The following is an 18898-nucleotide window of genomic DNA, read 5'->3' on the forward strand; positions in this document are numbered from 1 at the left end:
CGAATCCACTCGCGGATTCGGCTATCATGCCGCTGTTTCCCGATACCATCCGCCCTGACGAGCCCCGCCGCCGACGCCGCGAGGCGCCGACGGCGCCGTCCGAGCCCCTCAAGGACAAGGCGCTTGAGATCTATCGTCGGCTCTGCGGGGTCTACGAATGTCCGATCCCGTACTTCCACAGCCTCGATCCGCTCTCGGAGCTGATCTCCTCCCTCCTCTCGCACCGGACGCGCAACGCCGATTCCGGCCGCGCCTTCAAGGCGCTTCGGGCACGCTGGCCCGATTGGGCGATGGTCGAGGAGGCCGGCGTGGCGGAGATCGAGGAGACGATCCGCGGCGTGACGTGGCCTGAATTGAAGGCGCCGCGAATCAAGGCGGTCCTGAGTGCCGTCCGAGACCGGGTGGGCTCGCTCACCCTCGATTTCCTCGCAGCGATGAGCGTCGATGAGGCGCGCGGCTGGCTCGAAGCCATCCCCGGCATCGGGCCGAAGACGAGCGCCGCCGTCCTGTCGTTCTCGACCCTGCGGATGCCGGCCCTGCCGGTGGACAGCCACCATCACCGCGTCGCTCAGCGAACCGGACTCATCGGTCCGAAGGTCGATGTCGGGCCGAGCCACGCCGTACTGCGGGCGCAACTGCCCGACGATTGGTCGGCACAGGCGCTCTACGACAATCACGAGGTGCTGATGCTGCACGGCCAGCGCGTCTGCTTCCATCGCTCCCCGGCCTGCGACCGCTGCGTGCTCCTCGACATCTGTCCGACGGGGCAGGTCCGCGAGGCGAAAGCGGCCGGGCGGACTTAGGTCCAGTAGAGGATGTGCGCGAAGGGCAGACGGACCGCGATCCGCTCCGTGAGATGGGCCCGCATCGCCTTCATCAGGTCGCTCGGGAACACATACTTCACCGAGCCGAATTTGGTGAGTTTGCGCGTCCGCTCGGTCTCGCGCATCGGCAGGTCGGAGCCCGGGTACCAGCCCTCCAACACCGTCTTCGAGCCCGGCGTGAAGCGGTGGGTGATGAGTTCGACCGTCAGATCCGGCTCCCGGACGTCGGCCAACGCCTCGGCCGCGTCGCGCAGCAAGGCGTCGTAGGCGTCCGGCCAATCCGCGACCGGCAGGATCGGCGCGATGGTGAGGCCGACCGGATAGCCCGCACGGGCGAGGGACCCCATGGCGGCGAGCCTGTCGGCGAGCGGCGCGGTGCCGCCCTCGTAATGCGCCGCCGCGGCGGCGTTGACCGAGAAACGAGCTCGCGTGCGGCGGTGATGCGGTAGGCCGAGAAGCGGTTCAACCGCGGCAAACTTGGTGGTGAAGCGCAGCTGCACCGGCGCGTTCCAGGCGCCGAAATGGCGGATTGCCGCCGAGAGCGAACCGGTGAGGTGTTCGATCCCGAGCGGGTCGGTGTAGCAGGACGCTTCGAAGGTGGTTCCCTCCGCCGCCCGGGCCTGCGAGGTACTGGTGACGCCTCCCTGCCCCAGATAGCTTTCGAGATTGTCGAGGATGGCGTCGAGGTTGGCGTAGACGCGCGTGACCGGCGGTCCGGAGAGCGAGCCGGCGAGGTAGCAGTACTGGCAATGCGCCGGACAGCCCTCGGCGAGGTCGAAGCGCCAATCGGCGCTCGGCGGGATCGGCTGGAGCTTCAGCTTCGTCGGCGGCGCAGTCACGACGGCGAGCGTCGCCTTGGCCTCCACGTAGGCCCGACGCGGGTTCTCGTCGCGCAGGCCGGTGAGGCGGTTGCTCTTCAGGCGCTCGATCGGCAATCCGAGGCGTTCCGCCCGGGCCACGATCTGCCGGCCATGGGCGTGGTCGAGGGCGGTCGGCGTCACCAGCACCCGGCGGGGATGCCAGAGCCGGACGGGCCGCTGGCGCTCTGAGGGTCGGGAGCGCGGTTCCTCGATCGCAAGCAGGTTCATGCCGCACCAACCCGCGCCGTCGAACGAAGGTCCGAGGGTGCGTCGCTGCGGAACCGCGGACCGGTTCGGACGCTGTTTCGGCGCGTGAACATGACGGGGCGGGGAATGACGGAGTTGGAGACGAAGCGAGCGGCCATCGCCGACCTTCTCGCGCGGATCGAGGGGCTCGATCCGCAGGACCGAGCCCTCTTGGACCGGCGCGTCGAGACGGCGGTGGAGGGCTTCGATCCCGGCGCGCCGGAACCCGCCGATCCGGCGCGCGCCGATCTGCAGCGTCTGATCAGGGACTACCGCGACCTTCGGGATCTGCCGGGCGACTGCAACAATGTGCGCCTGGCCGAGAAGGGTGAGGTGTTCGCACCCGAAGACGACGCGTAGGTTTCGCGCCACCGACGCGACCCGACGACGACTTGGCACCGGAGCCGATCCGGGCCAAGCGTTGCCGATGACCAGAACCCTTTTCGCCTATTCAGGCGCCGCCCTGGCTGAGATCGCCGGCTGTTTCGCGTTCTGGGCGTGGCTCCGGCTCGGACGATCGGCGTGGTGGGTCGTTCCAGGCCTTGTTTCGCTGACGCTGTTCGCGTGGCTCCTCACCCTGGTCGAGAGCGAGGCCGCCGGGCGCACTTACGCTGCCTACGGCGGCATCTATATCGTCGCCTCGATCCTCTGGCTCTGGGGCATCGAGGGGCATCGGCCGGATCGATGGGACGTCGCCGGCGGAGCCATCTGCCTCGCCGGCATGGCGGTGATCCTGTTCGGCCCCCGGACCGCATGAACCGGTCCGGGAGGAGGAAGGGTCAGCCCTCGCGGATCAGGATCAAGGTCGCGAGCGGCGGCAGGGTGAGGCTCAGCGAGTGCGGCTGGCCGTGGCTCTGCTCGGCTTGGCTCTGAACACCGCCCATGTTCCCGACATTCGAGCCGCCGTAGCGTTCGGCGTCGGAATTGATCGCCTCGCGGTAGTAGCCGGCCGTCGGCACGCCGACCCTGTAGCCCTCGCGCGGGACCGGCGTGAAGTTCGAGACGACGATCACGACCTCGCCGTCCGTTTTGCCCTTGCGGGCCCAGGCGATCACCGAGTTGTCCTGATCGTCCGCCACCAGCCACTGGAAGCCGCCGGGCTCGACGTCGCGGGTGTAGAGCGCCGGCGTCGAGGTGTAGACGTGGTTGAGGTCGCGGATGAGGTCCTTGACGCCGGCGTGGAGGGGATCCTCGAGCAGGTGCCAATCGAGCGACTGGTTGTGGTTCCACTCACGCTCCTGGCCGAACTCGCCGCCCATGAAGAGCAGCTTCTTGCCGGGATGGCCCCACATGAAGCCGAAATAGGCGCGGAGGTTGGCGAACTTCTGCCAGCGGTCGCCCGGCATCTTGCCGAGCAGCGAGCCCTTCCCGTGCACCACCTCGTCGTGGGAGAGCGGCAGCACGAAGTTTTCCGAGAAGGCGTAGAGCAGACCGAAGGTCAGGTTGTGGTGGTGGTAGCGTCGGTGGATCGGATCCTCCGACATGTATTTCAGGGTGTCGTGCATCCACCCCATGTTCCACTTGAAGCCGAAGCCGAGGCCACCGGTGTAGGTGGGATGCGAGACACCCGGCCAGGAGGTCGATTCCTCGGCCACCGTAATGGTGCCCGGCGCGTGGCTGTAGGTCGCCTCGTTGGTCTTGCGCAGGAAGTTGATGGCGTCGAGATTCTCGTTGCCGCCGTACTGGTTCGGGATCCACTCGCCCGCGCGGCGCGAGTAGTCGAGGTAGAGCATCGAGGCCACCGCATCCACGCGCAGGCCGTCGAGGTGGTAGTGCTCCAGCCAGAATCGCGCATTGGCCGTGAGGAAGGCCGACACTTCCGTCCGGCCGAAATTGTAGATGTAGGTACCCCAATCCTGGTGGAATCCCTGGCGCGGATCGGCATGCTCGTAGAGATGCGTGCCGTCGAACAGGCCGAGGCCGTGGGCGTCGAGCGGAAAGTGTCCCGGCACCCAATCGAGCAGCACGCCGATGCCGGCCTCGTGAGCGGCGTTGACGAAGGCGACGAAATCGTCGGGCGTGCCGAAGCGGCTGGTCGGCGCGAAGAGCGAGACCGGCTGGTAGCCCCAAGAGCCGTCGAACGGGTACTCGGTGATCGGCAGAAGCTCGATATGGGTGAAGCCGAGTTCCTTGACGTAAGGGATCAGCCGCTCGGACAGCTCCTTGTAGGTGAGGTAGCGATTGCCCTCGCCCGGCACGCGCGCCCAAGATCCAAGATGGACCTCGTAGACTGACATCGCGGCATGGCGCGGATCCTTCGCGCCACGCGTGTCCATCCAGGCGCTGTCATGCCATTGCGGCTCGTTCAGACCCTGCAGCACCGACGCCGTCTGCGGCGGGTGCTGAGCGCGGAAGGCGACCGGATCGGCCTTGAGCGGCAGCAATGATCCGTCAGGGCCGCGGATCTCGAACTTGTAATTCTGCCCGATCTTGAGACCCGGCACGAACAGCTCCCACACACCGCCGTTCAGCCACAGACGCATCGGGTGGCGTCGGCCGTCCCATTCGTTGAAATCGCCGACGACGCTGACCCGTCGGGCATTCGGCGCCCAGACCGCGAAGCGGAAGCCGGCGATGCCGTCGAGCTCGCCGGGATGGGCACCGAGCACGCGGTAGACGAGATTGCTGCCGATCTGGCGCAGACCCTCGATCTCGCTCTGTTCGAGCGAAGGGCCGAAGCCGTAGGGATCGTGACGGCGGGCGCTCGTGCCGTCCCAAGCCTCGACCTCGATCTCGTAGAGGGGACGGCCCTCGCTCTTCACGCTGGCGACATAGAACCCGTCCGGATGGACACGCTCGAACGGGATGCTCTGCCCGGCGGTGATCAGGCGGGCGGCCTTGGCCTCCGGCAGGACAGCGCGGACCTCCCAGGCCCCGGGGCCGACCTGATGCGGGCCGAGGATACCGAAGGCGTCGCCGTGATCGGCCGCCATCACGGCGGCAACGGCATCGGGATGGAGGTGCGTGTCGCGCGGCTGCGACGCGGGACGGCCCACCCGGGGCGCTCCCCCGTCTCCTCCCAGCGCATCCGCCGGCCGGGGCGCACGGGACGCCTCGGCCGAGCCTGACTTGTTCGGGACGTTGGCGGCCGCCTGCCCCTCGTTTCGAGCCGCGGCCTTGTCGTCCAGAGCCGTCATCCAGTCACCTCATCCAGGGAATCGCTCTCGGGCCAGGGCGGGGATCGGCCGGGCCGCGAGAGCGCGATGGTCAGACCGAAGCGCGGTCGCGCTTGGCCTCGTCCAGTATGTTGAGAACACCCCTTGCCGGGATTTCGATCCAGTCGGGGCGGTTGTTGACCTCGTAATCGACCTCGTAGAGCGCCTTCGTCAGCAGGCTCAGGCGCAGCAGGTTGCGATGCGTTTCCGCATCCTCCACCGCCGCCCGGCTGCCGGCCACGGCCTGCCCGTAGCCGTCGAGGAACGCTGCATCGATCATGCCGCGCCACGCGATCGCCGCGTTGCGGGCCCGCTCCTCGCTGTCACCGAAGCGGGCCGCGATCTCGCGAACGACCGTCTCAGCCCCGTAGGCGAAGGAGCGCAGCATGCCCGCCACGTCGCGCAGGGGCGTCGACTTCGAACGGCGCTGCTCAACCGGACGCGAGGGCTCGCCCTCGAAATCGACGATGATGAGATCACCCTCGGAGGCGAGCACCTGGCCGAGATGGTAGTCGCCGTGGATGCGGGTCTTGGTGGCACCCCGCAGCGGCCCCGCGGCCAACTCGTCGATGAGCGTCTCGACTTCGCCGCGGCGGGCGGCGAGCGCCTCGCTCGCCGATCCCGGGGACCACGCGGTGATCGCGTCGAGCCCCTTGAAGGCCCGCGCCGCCTGATGGCGGGCATCGTCCGCGAGCGCGGCGAGATCCGCCTCGCCGAAGGGCTCGACCGCGAAGGCCGGATCGTCGGTGTCGATGGCAAACGCCCGGTGCAGCTCGGCCGTGCGCTGGCCAAGCAGGATCGCCCAGCGCAGATGCGCGTTGAACGCCTCCTCCGGCGTCGGCGCCTCGCTCTCGGGAGCGAGCACCACGGTCTCGAAGTCGCGCCGCAGACCTTCCAGCATCAGCGTCCAGGCATCGCCCTGATTGAGGACGAACTTCTGGAGCAGCGCGAGCGCCGTGCGGGTGCCGTCCTCGGCCACGTGCTCGACGACGCCGAGAAGCGCGGGCGTGTTCGGGAAATGCGCCTGCTCGGTGAGGAAGCGACCGATCTCGATCTCCGGATGCGTGCCGGGCTGCAGGCGGCGCAACAGCTTGAGCATCATCCGCGCGCCGATGGCGATCGAGGTGTTGCTCTGCTCGGCCGAGAGGCGGCGCACGTCGGTCGCCTCGAACGGCATCTCCGGATCGTAGGCCGAGGTGGTCGAGAAGACGATGCTGCCGCGCTCCGACGGGATCGTCACGCCGTCGCGCATGGCTTCGATCAGGGCGACGGTGAAGGGCGCCGCGGCGGCGGCCTCGTAGAGAAGGCCGGTGCGGGGCCCGCGGCGCACGCGGGCGACCGCGTGGTCCATCAACGTCTCGTCCTCGCGTCCCTCCTCGACGGCGAGCGGAACGAAGTAGTCCTGGCGCTCGCCGTTGGCGAGCGTCACCGCGACCCGCGGCAGCAGGAACTTGCCCTCACCGGTGGCGTCCTTGACGATCGCGCTGTCATCGACCTGCACCGACTTGATGCGCGAGCCCTTGGCACCGAACCAGCGGCGCGACCCGATGAAGGGCGGAGCGACCGTGCGCTCGAAGGCGGTGCGCTCGCGGCCCTTGATCAGGGTCTCGACGCCGCCGGTCAGCACCAGGGTGAACAGTTCGGGGCTCTGTGGCTGCGGGCCGATCTCGCCGGTATTCGCGACCGAGAGCGAGAACCAGTAGAAGCCGTAAGACGGCAGGGTCAGCAGATAGGGCAACTCGCCGATCGCCGGGAAGGCGCTGCCGCCGGTCAGTTCGATCGGGATCGCGCCGCGCAGGTCGGACAGGTCGAGCTGCACCGCCTGCGGCGCCCGCGACAGGTTGGCGACGCAGAGGATGCGCTCGTTGTCGTGCTCGCGGATCCAAGCGAGGACCTTGCGGTTCGTCGGATAGAGGAACTGGATCGCGCCGCGACCCAGGGCGACGGAATTGTTGCGGATCGCGATCATGCGCCGCGTCCAATTCAGGAGCGAGGTCTGCGCCTGCGTCTGAGCCTCGACGTTGATCGCGTCGTAGCCGTAGATCGGGTCCTGGATCGCGGGCAGGAACAGCTTCTGCGGGTTGGCCCGCGAGAAGCCGCCGTTGCGGTCGGGCGACCATTGCATCGGCGTACGCACGCCGTCGCGGTCGCCGAGATAGATGTTGTCGCCCATGCCGATCTCGTCGCCGTAGTAGAGCACCGGCGTGCCGGGCATCGACAGGACGAGAGACTTCATCAGCTCGATCTTGCGCCGGTCGTTCTCCAGCAGAGGCGCCAGGCGACGGCGGATGCCGAGGTTGATGCGGGCGCGACGCTCGGCGGCATAGAACGACCAGAGGTAGTCACGCTCTTCGGCGGTGACCATCTCCAGGGTCAGTTCGTCGTGGTTGCGCAGGAAGATCGCCCACTGGCACCCATCGGGAATTTCCGGGGTCTGGCGCATGATGTCGGTGATCGGGTGCCGGTCCTCCCGGGCAATCGCCATGTACATCCGCGGCATCAGCGGGAAGTGGAATGCCATGTGGCACTCGTCGCCGTCGCCGAAATACTGCGCCGTTTCCTCCGGCCACTGATTGGCCTCGGCCAGCAGCATCCGGTCGGGATAGCTCGCGTCGAGCGCTGCACGGATCGCCTTGATGACGTCGTGGGTCTCGGAAAGGTTCTCGCAGTTCGTTCCGTCGCGCTCGATGAGATAGGGAATCGCGTCGAGCCGCAGCCCGTCCACGCCCATGTCGAGCCAGTAGCGCATCACCTCGATGACGGCTTCCAGCACGGCCGGGTTGTCGAAGTTCAGGTCGGGCTGGTGCGAGTAGAACCGGTGCCAGAAATACTGCTTGGCCACCGGATCCCAAGTCCAGTTCGAGACCTCCGTGTCGAGGAAGATGATGCGCGTGTCGCTGTACTTGTCGTCGGTGTCCGACCACACGTAGAAATCGCGTTCGGGCGAGCCGGCTGGCGCCTCGCGGGCGCGCTGGAACCACGGATGCTGATCCGATGTGTGATTGATGACCAACTCGGTGATGACGCGCAGGCCGCGCTCGTGCGCCGCGTCCACGAAGCGCCGGAAATCGTCCATCGTCCCGTAGGATGGATTGACGTCGCGGTAGTCGGCGATGTCGTAACCGTCGTCGCGCAGCGGCGAGGGGTAGAACGGCATCAGCCAGATCGCCGTGACGCCGAGGTCACGGACGTAGTCGAGCTTCTGCGTCAGGCCCTCGAAGTCCCCGATCCCATCGTTCGACGAGTCGAAGAACGACTTGACGTGGATCTGGTAGATGATGGCGTCACGGTACCACTGCGGATCGCTGCGATCGATCATCCCGTCGCTGCCTCACGTCACTTTCGAGAGCGGAACCGGGCCCTGCGGCGCCGGACTGCGAGCTTCCTCGGCTCGCTTCTTGGCGAGAACACGACGGTGAACGCCGCATTCCGCCCGATCTAGAGCGGCCCCCACCGAAAGTGGAGGCCGCTTCGGCACGGGCGCGTCCTCAGGAACGCCGGGGACGAAGCCGCCAGACGATCGCCGATCGGTCGGCCGGATCGAGGGCGATCCGGTGGTTCTTCCCGTAGAGCTCGAACCTGTAGCCGAGCAGCAGATCCTCGACCTCGACCGCGCCGTCGTCGGGCAGGCCAAGCAGCCACAGCGGCACCTCGTAGGTGCATTCCTGGCGGTTCTTCGGATCGAGGTTGACCATCACGAACACGCAGTTGTCGCGCTCCGGCGTCACCTTCGCGTAGGCGATGATGTTGTCGTTCCAGGCCCCGGTGAAGTGGATGTTCCGGAAATCCCACAGGGCGGGGTTATCGCGCCGGATCTGATTCAGCTTGATGATGTGATCGCGGATGTTGCCCGGACGGTGATAGTCCCACGCCTTGAGCTCGTACTTCTCCGAATCGAGATACTCTTCCTTGCCTGGATAGGGCGCGGCCTCGCACAATTCGAAGCCGTTGTAGATACCGTAGATCGAGGACAGCGTCGCAGCCAGCGTAGCCCTGACGACGAAGCCCGGTCGGCCGCTGGTCTGCAGGTAGTACGGATTGATGTCCGGCGTGTTCGCGAAGAAGTTCGGCCGGTAGTACTCACCCATCTCCCCGGCCAGCTCCAGCGCATACTCGGTCAACTCGGCCTTGGTGTTGCGCCACGTGAAGTAGGTGTAGCTCTGCTGATAGCCGGCTTTGGCCAGCTTCTTCATCATCTTCGGCCGGGTGAAGGCCTCGGCGAGGAAGATCGCGTCGGGGTACTGCGCGTTCACCTCACGCAGCATCCATTCCCAGAACGGAATCGGCTTGGTGTGCGGGTTGTCGACCCGGAAGATGCGCGCGCCGTGCGCGCACCAGCCGAGCACGATGTCGCGTAGCTCGATCCAGAGCGAGGGCAGCGCGCCGCCGTAGAAGTGGACGTTGGAGATGTCCTCGTACTTCTTCGGCGGATTCTCGGCGAATTTGAGGGTGCCGTCGGGGCGCCACTCGAACCATTCCGGATGGTTCTTGATCCAGGGGTGATCGGGCGAGCACTGGATCGCGAAGTCGATGGCGACCTCCATGCCGTGGGCGTGGGACGCGGCGACGAGCTGGCGGAAATCCTCCAGCGTCCCGAGTTCGGGATGAACGGCCTCGTGACCGCCCTCCTCCGAGCCCACCGCGTAGACCGAGCCGACGTCGCCGGGTTGCGCCTTGAGGGTGTTGTTCTTGCCCTTGCGGTTGGTCTTCCCGATCGGATGGATTGGGGTGAAGTAGAGGACGTCGAAGCCGAGTTCGCGGATCTCGGGCAGTCGCCGGATCACGTCCCGGAAGGTGCCGTGGCGGTTCGGATCGCCGGATTGCGAGCGCGGGAAGATCTCGTACCAGGCCGAGAAGCGTGCCGCGAGCCGGTCTGCGATGACCGGGATGTTGACGGGATAGCGCGAGAGATTGACCCGTTCGGCGTTGCGCCGGATCAGCGCCGTCGAGTCCGGCGCCAGGATCTTTTCGAGGATCACGGGCGAGCCCTCCGGCTCGGCGGCCAGGGAACGGATCAGCGCGTCGAGCCGCTGCTCGTCGGCGCCCGTGGCCAGATCCTGAGCGATCTGGATCAGCTCGACACCCTCGATCGTCTCCAGGCGCACGTCCACGCCGGCGTCGCGCTTCTTCAGGGTGTCACGCACCCAGGAGGAGAAACCGTCGCGCCACGCCTCGATCGTGAATTCGTAGCGGGCATTCTTCTCCAGCGGGAAGTGCCCGGCCCAGCGGTCGTTGTCGACGAACACCATCGGGTCGCGTCGCCACGTCTCCTCACCGACCACGCGGGAAAGCACCGCCGCGTTGATGATCTCGTGGCCGTCCGAGAAGATGTCGGCCTCGACGCGCACCTGCTCGCCGACGACGCGCTTCACCGCCGAACGCCCACCATCGATCTCCGGGGTCACCGCCTCGATCACGACGCGGCCCTTGCCCGCAGGCGTCGTCGCGGGGGGCGGGGCGGCAACCTTGGCGCGCTCGGCGACAAGGATGCGCAGTTCGCCCGGCAGGAGGTCGATGCTGGCACCCGGATGGAAGGCGATCGGCTCTGCCTCGGGCGTGCGGTCGATGAAGGTGCCGAGCTGACCGCCGGTCCGCTCGATAAGGCGGCCCGCATCGACGGGTGCCGGAACCTCGCCCGGATTGTACAGCACGAGCGTCGCCGAATGCGCCGAGGCGGAATGGCCGGTATCGGTGCGGAACAGGGCGGTGAAGGGCGCGTCTGGCGCCGAGAGCCGCATCTGCGCACCCTCGACATTGGCCGCTGGAACCTCGGCCTTCAACGCGTTGATCGCTGCCACGTAGGAGGAGATGTCGATGCCTGTCTCGTGCTCGCGCGAGCCCGGATCGGTCTCGACCACGTGGAGCGCGCGGCGATAGCCCCACTCGTAGCCGATCGGCATCAGCACGCCGGCCGAGAAGAAGGCCGCGAGGGCGTAGCGCGCCTTCAGCCGCCGAGCGACCGCCTCCGCTCCGCCGGGGATGTCGGCGGCGAGGCGCGCCATGTCGTGGTTTTCGGGGAAGGCGATGGAGGGCGCCACCACCCGCAGCCGCTCGTACTGCTCGAGCGCCCAAGGTGCCTTGAGATTCCACCACGCGAAGGAGTTGAACAGGTAGTCGAAGCCCGCGCCGGCCGTCGCCTGCGCCTCCTCGAACGTGCAGCCGAGAGTTTCCGCCGCAAAGAGCGTCTCGGGCTCGCGCTGCTTGGCCGCCTGGATCAGGGCGCGCCAGACATCCGGCGGCACCTTGTAGGCAGCATCACACCGGAAGCCGCGAACGCCGAGGCGCTGCAGCCGGGCGATGTAGCCGTCGAAGATGCGGACCAGTTCCCCCCGGGCGTGGTCGGAATGGTAGTCGAGCTCGATCAGATCGCCCCAGACCGTGCGCTTCGACGGATCATCCGGATCGATCGCCGCCGGGCTCACCGGCTTGCCCTCAGCGTCGCGTACGAACAGATCGGGCCGCTCGTGAAACAGGCGGGCATTGTCGGCGGTGTGGTTGATGACGAGGTCGCTCATCACCGAGACGCCGTGCGACTCCGCCGCCCGGCAGAAGCGGGTGATCTGCTCGTCGTCGGGCGTGCCATCCCTGTCGCGGAAGCGCTCGTCCAGCGCGTCGAGATCGGCCACGGCGTAGAGGCTTCGCGATCCGCCGGTCTGATGGAACGGGTTGAGATAGACCCAGTCGAAGCCGAGGGCGGCGATGCGTGGGAGTTCCGCCGTCCAGGCCGAAACCGTGCCGACGAGGAGCGGGAACAGGTTGTAGATGCGCGGACCTTCGGCGCGCGGGGCGAAGGCGGCCGGCAGGGCCACCGTTTCCGCCCCGGTCCGGGTCGCGGGCGCCATCGCGGTGTTCGGTGCGTTCATCGATCGCCTCCGTCTTGTCGCTTCACGCCTTGGCGCGTTCTCATGGTTGGAAGGCCGCGGAGCCGCGCTCCGGAAACGCTCGCGACCCCGGTTCGGTCACCGCGTCTGTGCCTATGACCGGGCTTACCGAGCGCCGCCCTCAAGCGGCCCGCCGCAGCACCACATAGGGCAGCCTTGCGAAGAGCCGACCGAGATCGAGCCGGTCGCCCTCGGCTGTGACTTCGCCGCCGCCGATCACGTCGACCCACCGGCTGCCGTCCGGCACCGGCAGGACCGTTCCGGCGAAGGCCTCGCCCGACCAACCTGATTCGGGCGTCAGCCGTGCGACGAGGCGGGGGAGCGCCACCAGCAGATCGTCCGCGCCGGACGTCGCCGCCGAGCGGGTGAAGGCGATGACGTGCTCGGCGCGCTGGCCCTGCGCCGCGAGCGGGCGGTAGTCGGCATCGGCATAGAAGGCCGGGCGCGCCGCCCGGTCGGCAAGCAGGCGCGCGAGCGTCGCTTGTTTCACGCGACCGTCCGACCATGCGCCGATCAGGTCGGCCGGCGTGCCGCCAGCTTCCAGCGCCCTTGACCGCTCCGCGTAATCGACCGGTCGACGGTTGTCGGGATCGACGAAGGAGAAGTCCCAGAACTCGGTGCCCTGATACGTGTCGGGAATGCCCGGCAAGGTGCATTTGAGTACCGTGCGGCCGAGGCCGGCGAGCATGCCGAGAAAGGCGAGCCGGCGCACGAGCGGCCGAAGCCGTTCGAGGCAGTCCGATCCGGGAGCGATCAGGGCTGCGAAGAGCGCGTGGACGGCGCCCTCGTAGCCCTCGTCGACGTTGACCCAGCTCGACCGGCGCTTGCTCTCGCGCAGAGCCTTCTCGGCATAGGCGTCGAGCCGCTTACGAAACTCCTCGATCGCACCCGTGTCGTCCCGCTCCAGAAGCTCCAGCGGCCACGCGCCGAGGATCGCCTGGAGGAACATCCACTGGTCGTTGGCGTCGGGGGCGGGCTCCCCCTCGACCTGCTTGATATGCGGCTCGGAGGCGCGCCGCCACGTGTCCCAGGCGCGGGCCCACTCCTCCGGCAATTCGGACAAGGCGAGCTGGCGCGAGCGCGCATCCTCGCCGCGCTTGGTGTCGTGGGTGGCCGTGGTGATCATCGCGTTCGGCCAGTCGCGGGCGCGCGCTGCCTGGAGCGCGTGGAAATGCTCCGCGTCGAGCCCGTACTCGCCGGGATCGCCGCCGACCTCGTTGAGCGCGAGCAGCTCCACGAAGCGGTAGAACAGCGTGTCTTCCAGGCTCTTGGCCATGACGGGGCCGGTGAGCTGCTGGAAGCGACGACGGAAGCGCAGAACCACCTGCTGGTCCGGGTGCCCGGCGCCGCCGACATCGATGCGACCGAGCAGGGCATCGGCCGCGAAATCGTGCACCGACCGGTCCGGCAAGGCGCTCCAGCGCTTGGCCTTCCGCACGGCCCCCTCGATCAGCCGCACGTCCTCGGCTTCGATCTCGGTCTCGTCGAGATCACCCGGCAGGTAGGAGCGGTAGACGGGGAAGCGCGCGACGATCTCGATCAGCGCACGACGGATGGCATTGGTGGAGAAGTCGCGCGTACGCCGGTCGGAATCGGCGATCTGCTTGAGGTCGCCGGTCATCACCTCGAGTTCCGAGGCGAAGCTGATCTCGAGGATTTCCGCCTTGGCCGCCCGGAACTGGAAGCCGTAAGGCTCGTCCATATCCGTGGCCCAGCGGTAGAACTTCTCGATCCGCGGCTTCAGAGCGCGATCGACGAGGATGCCGTCGAGCTGATTCAGCACGTCGTAGCCGGTGGTGCCGGCGACCGGCCAGTCGCGCAGCTTCTCGCCGGGCTCCAGAATCTTCTCGACCACGATGTAGAAGCCGGGGCCGACCGCGGCCTGCAGCGCGCGGGCATAGCCGAGCGGGTCGGCGAGCCCATCGATGTGATCGATGCGCAGCCCGTCGATCCGGCCCTCGCCGATCAGGCGGAACAGCAGGTCGTGCGACTTCGCGAAGACGTCGGACAGTTCGACGCGCAGGCCCGCGAGCGAGTTCACGTCGAAGAAGCGGCGATAATTGATGTCGCTCGACGCGATCCGCCAATGGGCGAGCCGGTAGGATTGCTGTTCCAGCAGCCGGTGCAGCGGCCCGAAGGAATCGGGGTAGTCGCGGTTGCCGTTGAGCAGATGCAGCGCCCGGTAGATCGAGGCGGCGATTTGCGGCGAGGCCCGCACGGCGCCGGCGAGCTGACGCTTCAGCTCCTCGGCGGCCTCCGGCATGGCCCGGCGGCGCTCGGGGTTGGTCTCCTCGCCCATGGCGCGCAGGCGCTCGGTGATCGCGAGCACCTCCGCCGACATGTCGTCGCCGATCTCGCCGAGGGCCGCGAGCGCCCGGTTCAGGATCGTCGGGTACTGGAGCGGGCAGATCGGGAACTGGTGCTCGTAGTGCCAGACGCTGAAGGCGCCCGCCGCCTCATCGAACTTCAGATCCAGCGTGCCTTTCTCGAGCGCCTCCCCGTAGCGCTCGCCCAGGAACGGGATCACGAGCTTTCCGTTGGCGCCGAGCCGCTCCCAATCAATGTCAAAGGCATTGGCCGCGGGGGACAGGCCGCCCCATTCGAGCACGGACAGCCACCAGGGATTGTCGGCGCCGCCAACGCCCATATGGTTGGGCACGATGTCGAGCAGGAGCTTCAGCCCATGCGCGTGGAGCGCATCGGTGAAGCTGCGAAAGCCTTCCTCGCCACCGATCTCCGGGTTGATCTGCGAGTGATCGACGATGTCGTAGCCGTGGGTCGAACCCGGCCGCGCCCGCTGCAGCGGCGAGGCGTAGACGTGGCTGATCCCGAGCTTGGCGAGGTACGGAACGATCCTCTCCGCGTCCGCGAAGGTGAAGCCCTCGTGGAACTGCAGGCGGTAGGTCGCCCGCGGCGGGGCCGAGGCGAGGCGTGCGGCGCCCGAGCGTGGCCCGCGCTCCTCCGCCGAGAGGGCGGCGGCAAGCTTGGCGAGCGGACCGCCGGGCGCCGCGATGGCCTCCAGGTTGCGGTCGAGCTTGCGCCGCCAGTTCGGGTAGCCCTCGGTCGAGCCGGGCACGTTGGCCTGGGAGAGCTCGCCGACCACGTCCTCGTATTGAACGGCCGTCAGGATCGACGGCGCGCGGGCGAGATAACGGGCGGCGGCCTCGAACGGTGCGTGCTCGGGCGGCTCGGAACTCGGCAGGAGCTGCTGGGCGGCCAGGGCCTCCGAGAGACGCCACCGTTCGGCGACGCGCTCGGTGCGCTCGGCCTCCGCCCGGTCGGCGTCGTAGAGGCCCAGCGACTGCCGGGTGTCGGTGTCGACACCCCTCCACCAGCCGACGAAAGTCGGTAGATCGTGGGTGGTGATCGCGGTGAGCGCATCCTTCGGATAGGCCTCGGGCGCCTTGAAGGCACCGCCGTGCTCCCGCTCGAAGGCGAGGATCCGATAACTCAGGATCCCGGACTGCATCAGCGCATCCGAGAAGCCTTCCGGCGCGGTGCCGAGATCCTCGGCGATGACGAGGCACTTGGCGCGGTGGCTCTCCAGACGCAGCACGGCCAGCATCGGCTCGAACGGCATCGCTACGTACGCGCCCTCGCGCGCAGAGCGGCCCAGCGGGATCAGGAACAGGCGGGCGAGCTGAAAGGCGTGATCGATGCGGATCGCGCCGGCGTGGCGCATATTCGCCTTCACCAGGGCGCGGAAAGCCTTGAGGCCATCCCGCTCCATCTCCAGCGGATCGAAGGCCGGTAGCCCCCAATCCTGCCCCTTGGGCGCGAGCAGGTCCGGTGGAGCGCCGATGGAAACACCGTTGGCAAAGCGCTCGGGGTGAGACCAGATCTCCGAACCGCCCCGGTCGGCGCCGACCGCGAGATCGCGGTAGAGCCCGAGCCGCATGCCGGCCTTGAGCGCCAACTCGGACGACGCCTTGAGCTGGCTGTCGGCGAGGTACTGCAAAAAGACGTGATAGCCGATGCGTTCGGCGTGGCTTCCCGAAAAGGCTCGCACGGCGTCGGTGCCGGCGCGGCGGTACTCCTCCGGCCAATCGCCGAGCCAGTGCGCGCCCTGTCGTCGGAAGTGCTCGGAGAGCGCATCGAAGGTGGCGTGCGATTCGAGGTTCTCGCCGCCCTCCTCGCGGAAGGCCGCGAAGCCGGCATCGCTGCCGGCCCTGGCATCCGAATCCTCCCAATAGGCTTCGAGGATCGGCGACAGGACCTCCCACACGCCGGCATGATCGACGAGGGAGGTGTCGCGCAGCGCCTCGATGCGGGCGCGGTGACTCTCGAGCAGTGCTGCGGCGCGGCTGCCGGCAAAGCCCGGCAGCGCCCCCGGTTCGATGTAGAGCGTTTCGAGGAAGAGCCGCGAGGATGGCGAGTAGGGCGAGATCTTGGCCCGGTCGGTCGGAAACAGGGCATGGGCCGGGCTAAGCCCGAGGAACGACGCACCGCGCAGCGCGGCGTCGCGGGCGGCGCGGCCTGCATCGGCGTAGGTGCCGATGCCGAGATTGTTCGGCGAGCGCAGGCCGTAGAGTTGGGCGGCGAGGCCCCAGTCGCGGGCGCCGTCCTCGGCATAGGCGCGCGGGCGCCAGCACTTCTGCGGGGCGGCGACGATCCAGGCCTGCGCCCGGCGGTCGCCGACGGTCACCGTCAGCTGGTGATAGCCCGGCGTCAGGGGCGGCAGGTCGAAGCCGGCGCCGTGCTCGGAGGGAGTGAGCGTGGCGCGTCCTTCTCGGGAGCGGTCGTGCTCATCCACCAGCCGCCATGCCACCGCACCCGAGGTGACGCCCATTCGAACCGGCACGCGCAGGCCGCGCCGTGCCTCGGCCGCCAGCAGCGGCGGAACGACGTTGGCACGCACCGCCTCGACGGCAGCAAGGCTGCGGCGCACCGCTTCGTCGTCACCGGCGGAAAAGCCCAGGGCTTCCAACATGCCGCGGCGAACATCGAGTGGCGTATCGACCCGTTGCCCGAAGGCGTCTGTGAAACCGTCGGCGATGCCGACGAGATCGGCGAGGCGTTCGAGGGCATTCACGTCCGAGATACTCACGTCCGAAAGACTCACTTGGCGCCCCCGATCAGGAACACACCGGTCCAGGACGGAAGCTGCATGGGCTGCCGCGATGCCCCGTTGGACCAGATCACCTGACCTCCGTCGGCATCCGCCGCGACATCGTCGTCCCCGACATTGGCAACGAAGCGCAGCCAGCCGTTCTCGTAACGCCAGGTGCAGTCCACTACGCCCGGCGCCGGGATCTCAGCCTTGGCACCGAGGAAGCGACTCTTGGTGAGCGGCACCACGCTCTGTCGGCGGATCTGGAGAAGGTTTCGGGTGTCGGCCCAGACGGCGCGGTGCGGCTCGGCCTCGGACTCATCCCAATCGATCTTCGAATCCTCGAAGGTCTTGGCCTCGGTCGGATCGGGGATGACGGAGGTGTCGTCGGCGAACGCCGCGAAGCTCTTGAACTCGCGACGACGCCCCTCGCGAACGGCCTTGTTCAGCTCCTCGTCCGGCGCGAAATCGACGAAGAAGAGGAACGGCGCCGAGGCCGACCATTCCTCACCCATCCAGAGCATGGGGATCTGCGGCGCCAGGAGCAGACCGGCGCGGGCGAGCGCGAGCTTCTTCGGATCAGACAGATGGTTGAGCCGCTCCCCGAGCGCGCGGTTGCCGACCTGATCGTGGTTCTGGAGGAAGGTGACGAAGGCGGAAGGCGGCAGGTGTCCCGAGGGCTCGCCGCGGGGATGGTTGTCGAGAGTCGGGAACGGCTCGCCCTGATAGGCGAAGCCCTCGGCGAGGCAGCGGGCGAGATGCTCGACGGGCCGGTCGGCGAAACTCGCGTAGTAGCCGGCATCCTCACCGGTCAGCAGCACATGCCAGCAATGGTGAAGGTCATCCGCCCATTGTGCGCTGTGAAGCACCGGCAGTCCCCCGTCGTCCCGCTCCAGCCATCGGGCCTGATTGGCCTCGTTCTCCAGGATCAGGTGGACATGCCGATCCGGGAACGTCCTGCGGATCGTCTCGCCGAGTTCGGCCAAGAAATGCTTTTCGGAGTCGTCGAGGATCGCATGCACCGCGTCGAAGCGGATACCGTCGAAATGGTATTCCTTGAGCCAGTAGAGTGCATTCTCGATGAAGTAGTCACGCACGACCGGACCTGATTCCGTCCCGTCGAAATTGATGCCGGCACCCCAGGGAGTCTGATGACGCTCGGTGAAGAACGTCTTGGCGTAGGAATGGAGGTAATTCCCGGCTGGTCCGAAGTGATTGTAGACGCAATCGATCAGGACCATCAGGCCCTTGGCGTGGGCGGTATCGATCAGGCGCTTCAGATCTTCCGGACGGCCGTAGGCTGAATCCGGGGCATAGGGCAGAACGCCGTCGTAACCCCAGTTGCGCGTTCCCTTGAAATCCGCGAGCGGCAGCAACTCGATTGCCGTCACGCCGAGATCGACCAGATCGTCGAGCCGCTTCTCCAAGCCGGCATAGGTGCCTTCGGGCGTCGCGGTACCGACATGCACTTCGTAGACGACCGCCTCTTCCCACGGGCGTCCGGTCCATTCGCCGTCCGACCACGCATAGGCGTTCGGATCGATCACCTCGGACGGAGCGGACACGTCCTCGGGCTGGAACCGCGAGGCCGGGTCGGGCACCACGAGATCGCCGTCGATGCGGAAACCGTAGCGCGCACCGGCCTTGACGCCGGGGAGCGTGGTCCGGCGCCATCCCTCGCCGACATCGGGAATCGGATGGTCGGCCCCATCCACGACGAGGGTCACGTCCTTGGCAGTCGGCGCCCACAGGGCGAACCGCACACCATCCTCGGCCAACTCGCTGCCGAACCGCATCGCATGGGCGCGCCGCATCAGGCCACCGGTCTCCGCTGGAGTAAGAATCGATCGTCGCTCAGGCTGGGCGGCCGCTTCTGTGTCTC

General features: G+C 67.7%; 9 protein-coding genes. 3 read left to right on the forward strand and 6 right to left on the reverse strand.

The features are described 5' to 3' along the window. Nucleotides 1-26: 26 nt before the first annotated feature. A complete protein-coding gene (locus HNR01_RS03930) occupies nucleotides 27-803 on the forward strand; it encodes an endonuclease III domain-containing protein (RefSeq protein ID WP_183666741.1) in 777 nt (258 codons plus the stop codon). Here the strand turns inward: HNR01_RS03930 and HNR01_RS03935 are convergent. Next, nucleotides 800-1912 (reverse strand): SPL family radical SAM protein, encoded by a 1113-nt coding sequence (locus HNR01_RS03935; RefSeq protein WP_183666743.1) that lies wholly within the window; start codon nucleotides 1910-1912, stop codon nucleotides 800-802. The two genes, HNR01_RS03930 and HNR01_RS03935, sit on opposite strands and share 4 nt — an antisense overlap. A 105-nt stretch (nucleotides 1913-2017) precedes the next feature. On the opposite strand from HNR01_RS03935, the gene HNR01_RS03940 reads away from it, so the two are divergent. Both HNR01_RS03940 and HNR01_RS03945 read left to right on the forward strand, forming a co-directional pair. Next, nucleotides 2018-2290, forward strand: coding sequence for a hypothetical protein (locus tag HNR01_RS03940; protein ID WP_153875253.1), 273 nt, complete (start codon nucleotides 2018-2020; stop codon nucleotides 2288-2290). 67 nt (nucleotides 2291-2357) lie between these two features. After that, entirely contained in the window at nucleotides 2358-2687 is a 330-nt protein-coding gene (locus HNR01_RS03945; RefSeq protein WP_017485989.1) for a YnfA family protein, read from the forward strand. A 22-nt stretch (nucleotides 2688-2709) separates the two neighbouring features. On the opposite strand, the gene glgB is transcribed toward HNR01_RS03945, so the two are convergent. The 5 genes from glgB to treZ all read right to left on the reverse strand — a co-directional run bounded on the left by glgB (nucleotide 2710) and on the right by treZ (nucleotide 18830). Then, on the reverse strand, nucleotides 2710-5067 hold the full coding sequence (glgB, locus tag HNR01_RS03950; protein ID WP_183666745.1) for a 1,4-alpha-glucan branching protein GlgB: 2358 nt from the start codon (nucleotides 5065-5067) through the stop codon (nucleotides 2710-2712). 70 nt (nucleotides 5068-5137) lie between these two features. Then, nucleotides 5138-8404 carry a maltose alpha-D-glucosyltransferase gene (gene treS, locus HNR01_RS03955; protein ID WP_183666747.1) on the reverse strand — a complete coding sequence of 1089 codons (3267 nt, stop codon included), beginning with the start codon at nucleotides 8402-8404 and terminating at the stop codon, nucleotides 5138-5140. 169 nt (nucleotides 8405-8573) lie between these two features. Further along, nucleotides 8574-11948: a maltotransferase domain-containing protein gene (locus tag HNR01_RS03960; RefSeq protein ID WP_183666749.1), complete on the reverse strand. Its 3375-nt coding sequence runs from the start codon at nucleotides 11946-11948 to the stop codon at nucleotides 8574-8576. A gap of 139 nt (nucleotides 11949-12087) precedes the next feature. After that, on the reverse strand, nucleotides 12088-17028 hold the full coding sequence (locus tag HNR01_RS03965; protein WP_183666751.1) for a malto-oligosyltrehalose synthase: 4941 nt from the start codon (nucleotides 17026-17028) through the stop codon (nucleotides 12088-12090). Beyond that, nucleotides 17025-18830, reverse strand: coding sequence for a malto-oligosyltrehalose trehalohydrolase (gene treZ, locus HNR01_RS03970; RefSeq protein WP_183666753.1), 1806 nt, complete (start codon nucleotides 18828-18830; stop codon nucleotides 17025-17027). The genes HNR01_RS03965 and treZ overlap by 4 nt, the downstream gene beginning before the upstream one ends. Between the last annotated feature and the right edge of the window lie 68 nt (nucleotides 18831-18898).

The sequence above is a fragment of the Methylorubrum rhodesianum genome, assembly GCF_014199985.1.
In the GTDB taxonomy this organism is placed as follows: Bacteria; Pseudomonadota; Alphaproteobacteria; order Rhizobiales; family Beijerinckiaceae; genus Methylobacterium; species Methylobacterium rhodesianum.